Annotated in this window: 2 protein-coding genes; both read left to right on the top strand. The window is 60.2% G+C overall.

All coding sequences use genetic code 11. The features are described from left to right. Positions 1 to 451 precede the first annotated feature (451 nt). Positions 452 to 2,341 (top strand): carbon starvation protein A, encoded by a 1,890-nt coding sequence (locus tag DWV20_RS09670; protein WP_118256885.1) that lies wholly within the window; start codon positions 452 to 454, stop codon positions 2,339 to 2,341. Positions 2,342 to 2,524: 183 nt separating this feature from the next. Then, entirely contained in the window at positions 2,525 to 4,717 is a 2,193-nt protein-coding gene (locus tag DWV20_RS09665) for a hypothetical protein (RefSeq protein ID WP_158566377.1), read from the top strand. Positions 4,718 to 4,796 lie beyond the last annotated feature (79 nt).

The raw sequence follows: 4,796 nt of genomic DNA, 5'->3' as shown, positions 1-4,796 counted from the left end.
CCGGAGAGCACTTAATGTGCTCTCCGTGCGAGCAGGACTGTAGAGCAGGAAACCTTGTATACGCCCGCCCGCTCCCGAGGGGCATCTCTCATGCAAAAACTTTTGTTGGGTAAAGTCCGAGGTCAATGGCGTTTTATACCGAGAAATTCAAAAATAGTTGAAAATTCATTACAAATTTGCGTTGACTTTAGGTAACTAAAGTTTCATACTCCTTTTCAACCACTGGGGGATGTGAACACGCACGGATCGTTCACATCATGATTGAAGAGGATTTCTTAGACATGTTCACGCATCAGCTAAACATTATCAGCGTAGTAATTATCTGATGCGGGTTAGCACATACAGCTAGCCCGTACGATAACGGGCGGCTGATGAAGATGAGGGCCGTCGAGCGCAACCGACGGCCCTCATTTTTTATGTCTGAGAAGTTCTTTTTAGAGGAGGAAATGTAATGAACGGAGTTTTGCTCATGGTTGTGGCCGCGGCGGTGCTCGCCTGCGGCTATCTGGGCTATGGCCGATGGCTGGCCAACAAGTGGGGCGTTGACAAAGAGGCCCTCACGCCGGCCAAGCGCATGAAGGACGGCAAGAGCTTCTCGCCCGTCTCCGCCTTCACCGCGTTCTCGCACCAGTTCAGCTCGATCTGCGGTGCTGGCCCTGTCACGGGTACGATCGTCGCCATGGCCTTTGGCTGGCTGCCCGTCGTGCTCTGGGTCCTCGTCGGCGGCATCTTCTTTGGCGCCGTCCACGACTTTGGCGCCCTGTACGCCTCGATGAAGAACAACGGCAAGTCGCTCGCTCAGCTCATCGAGAAGTACATCGGCAAGACCGGCCGTCGCCTGTTCCTGCTGTTCTGCTGGCTGTTCTGCATCATCGTCATCGCCGCCTTCACCGACATGGTCTGCAAGACGTTCATGTTCACCCCGGCCGTTGACGCTTCTGGTGCTGCTACCGGTGCCATCGACTTCACCAAGTCCTATGCCGCCGGCTGCGCTGGTACCATCTCCATCCTGTTCACCTTCGTCGCTATCGCCTTTGGTTGGGCCCAGAAGAAGTTCAACCTCACCGGCGCTGCCGAGTTCGTCACCGGCGTGGTGCTCATGGTTCTCATGTTTGCCGTCGGCATGCAGTTCCCGGTCTACCTGGACAAGTTCCAGTGGTTCGCCGTTGTCATGGTCTACCTGGTCTTTGCTGGCGCCATGCCCATCCAGATGCTCAAGACCCCTCGCGACTACCTCACTTCCATCATGATGATCGTCATGATCGCCTGCGCTGTCCTCGGTATCGTCGTCCTGGGTGTTAACGGCCAGGCCACCATCACCGCTCCGGCCTTTACCGGCTTCTCCAGCGCTTCTGGCATGATGTTCCCGGTCCTGTTTGTTTCCGTTGCCTGCGGTGCCCTCTCCGGCTTCCACAGCCTCGTTTCTTCTGGTACCTCCTCCAAGCAGGTCGAGAAGGAGCAGGACGCCGTCAAGGTCGGTTATGGCGCCATGATCGTCGAGTCCTTCGTCGGCATCCTTGCCATCATCGTCGCCGGCATCATGTTCTCCGATATGAACACCGCCGGTACTGGCGCCCTCAACGCCGGTGTCGCTTCCACCCCGTTCCAGATCTTCGCCGCTGGCATCTCCCGCGGTATGCAGGCCTTCGGTGTTGACGGTACGCTCGCTACCGTCTTCATGACCATGAACGTTTCCGCTCTGGCCCTGACCTCGCTCGACGCCGTCGCCCGCATCGCCCGCACCTCGTTCTCCGAGTTCTTTGCCCAGACCAACGACGCCCTGGCCATCGAGTCCAAGGCCGGCTACATGAAGGTTCTCGGCAACCCCTGGTTCGCCACGGTCGTCACCCTGCTTCCCGGTCTCGCCCTTGCTTTTGGTGGCTATGCCAACATCTGGCCGCTCTTTGGTGCTTCCAACCAGCTGCTCGGCGGTATGACCATGATCACCCTCGCCGTGTTCTGCAAGTGCACCGGCCGCAAGGGCTGGATGCTCTACGTGCCCGTCGCCTTCCTGCTCTGCTGCACCTTCACCTCGCTGGTCCAGAGCGCCATGGGCTGCATGACCGCTGTCCAGGCTTACGGCTTCTTCGGCACCATCCCGGCTACCGCCACCACGGCCGCCGTCTCCGTCGCCGCCACCAAGGGCCTGCAGCTCGTTTTCGCCGTCCTGCTGATGGTCCTGGGCCTCATCGTTGCCGTCAACTGTCTCAAGGAGTTCTTCGGCAAGGAGGCCGGCTCCATGCCCGACGAGGAGCCCGAGTGGTCCGAGATGGGCAAGGCCGAGTACGGTCGCGCCGCTGCCGCTGAAGCTCCTGCCGACGCCGAGGCCGCCAAGGCCTAGTCGGTCGGACGGGTTGAATCTCCCATCTATTTGACTCGGAAAGACCGGGTCCGCAATCAAGCGGACCCGGTCTTTTTTCTTGTGAGAACAGGTGGTGCAAGGGCGTTCTCGCAGATGTTTTGCGTGGATAGGCTCGTGCGTTGTACCATATGGACGTATATGTGTGCATATGAAAGGGGCCCCGTGGCCAAGACGGTATATTCCGATAATCAAAACAATGTCGATGCTCTGGCTGAGCGTCTGAGCAGCCAGACATCGCTTTCTGCCGAGCGCGCCAAGCTGGTTGCCTACGACCTGCTCTGCCGCAAGGCGCTCAAGATTAAGTCGAGCGCGCTGGCGCAGATTTTCCGCTCCGTCGATAAGGAATGCGACACCAAGGCGATGCGCGATGAGCTTATCGCGGCAAATATCGTGACCAAGATCGAGGGCAGCGGCATTAACGGGCGCCCGGCGTTCTATACCATCAATGTCGAGATCCGCGATGCCCAGGAGCAGCCTGCTGAGTCCGTCGAAGATTTTGTCGTCGAGGATTCCGCTGACGTGCCTGCTGTGGAAGAAGCTGCTCCGCGTGAGCATGTTGATACCGATGAGTTGCTCGATGAGAACGTCGTGCGTGCCTTTACGGCCAAGGCAGGACGCGGCGGTTTTGGCGGGGGTGGCAAGCGCGATGCGCAGCGTCGCGCCCAGCAGGAGCGCTTCCGTCGCGCCGTTGCTCAAAAGGGTGAGACGGATGCCGAGGCTGTTGAGAACGAGGTTGCTGCCGAGTCGCAGAAGCCCGCGAAGGAGCAAAAGCCCGTGGAGGCCCAAGAGCCCAAGCGTCGTCGCGGTGCTCACTTTAAGGCTGCGCAGCAGGATGTCGCGCATGAGGTTGAAGAGCCTTCCGAGGCTGCAGACGATGTTGAGGAGTCTGCCAAGAAGGCTCCGGGTTCATGCCGTCCCGGGCGTGGTTTTGCGAGGCGCGCGTATCCCGTAAGGCGTCAGGAGAAGGGCGAGCCGGCTCCGACCGCTCAGGCCGAGAAGGCCGAACAAACCGAGAAAACCGTTGAGCCGGCGGCTCGCGAGCAGAAGCCTGTTGAGCCGCAGCTTGAGGTTGCTGCCGAGGCCAAGGGCGAGCAGCCTACTGATGGGCAGACGGAGCAGGGCGCGTCGAGCAGGCCTCGCCGCCGTCGCCATCGCGGGGGTCGCAGTTCCCATGCCGAGACTGCAGCCGAGAAGACCACGCCGCAGGACGAGGATGCGAAGGCCGAGGTTTCTTCGGGGCAGCCTAAGCGCCAGCCGGCGAAGGAGAGCAAGTCCGATCGTCCGCAGAAGCAGGCGTCTATGCCGAAGCGCGAGCGCAATTCCCAAGGCGATTCTAAGCGCAGGTCTCAGAAGAAGCCGGAGTCTGCCGCAGCAGATGCTGCTGCCCAGCAGCCCGAGTCGGCCGTCCATGGCGAGGTATCGGCGTTTGCCCTTGCCCGCGTTTTAGGCAGGCAGCTGCTCAAAGTTGTCCCTACGCCTACGGCGCTCTCTAAGATCAAGGAGCAGCAGACACAGATCGTAAAGGTCGAGGGCAAGGACGGCAAAAAGGCTCCGCAGCGCACTCAGCACAACGAGATGTCCAACCGCAAGATTGCCGAGGAAATCGCAATCATCCAGGCTTGGATCGAGCAAAACCGAGGTGCCGATACGCCGGTTGCCTCGCGCCGCCAGCGTGCCTACCAGATTTTTAACGACGAGAAGGCTTTTGACGGCAAGCACGGCGAGCGTCTAATTCGGCGTATGACCGAAAAGGGCATCAGCATGCAGGCGATTAAGGTCGCCCCCAACCGCCCCGTGCACTTTACGGGTTTCTTTACGCTGGGCGCCGATAAGCCGTTCATTATGGTCGAGAACCTGGACACCTATGACGAGATCGTCAAGCTCCTGCGCGGCCGCAAGCACGCTAAGCTCTTTGGCATCAAGGTGGGCGGCGTGATTTTTGGCGGCGGATGCAAGGCGAGCGTCTCGCATGCCCTGGACGATTATCTGGCTGAGATCGGCTATCGCTTTAACTACGTCTACTACGTGGGCGATATCGACCGCGAGGGCGCGCGCATCGTCGAGCAGGCTCGCAATGCCAATGTGGTTGAGATTCGCCTGCATGCCGGCATGTACCGCGCCATGCTCGCCGAGCATAAGCGTCGCGTGAAGGCCGGCGGCGAGTGCGAGCCCGCGGCTGCCAACCAGGGCGTGCCGCAGAACTTGGCGGCGACGATCAAGGATCTGCCCATGGTCACGCGCGTGCAGTTCCGCAATGTGCTGCGCGAGGGCGGGCGCATTCCGCAGGAGATTCTGATGACCGCCGACTATCGGGATGGCGACTCGGGAAGCTTCGACCGCATGCTGAACAACTAAATTCCGCCGGCCCCGGGAGAGCGGGGACACCGGCTTAGGTTTCCTGCTCTACAGTCCTGCTCACGACGGAGGCCACATT

It is taken from the genome of Collinsella sp. AF02-46-1 (genome assembly GCF_003465825.1).
Taxonomy (GTDB): domain Bacteria; phylum Actinomycetota; class Coriobacteriia; order Coriobacteriales; family Coriobacteriaceae; genus Collinsella.
The sequence above is the reverse complement of the archived record's forward strand: the minus strand, read 5'-3'. Positions and strand labels throughout refer to the sequence as shown.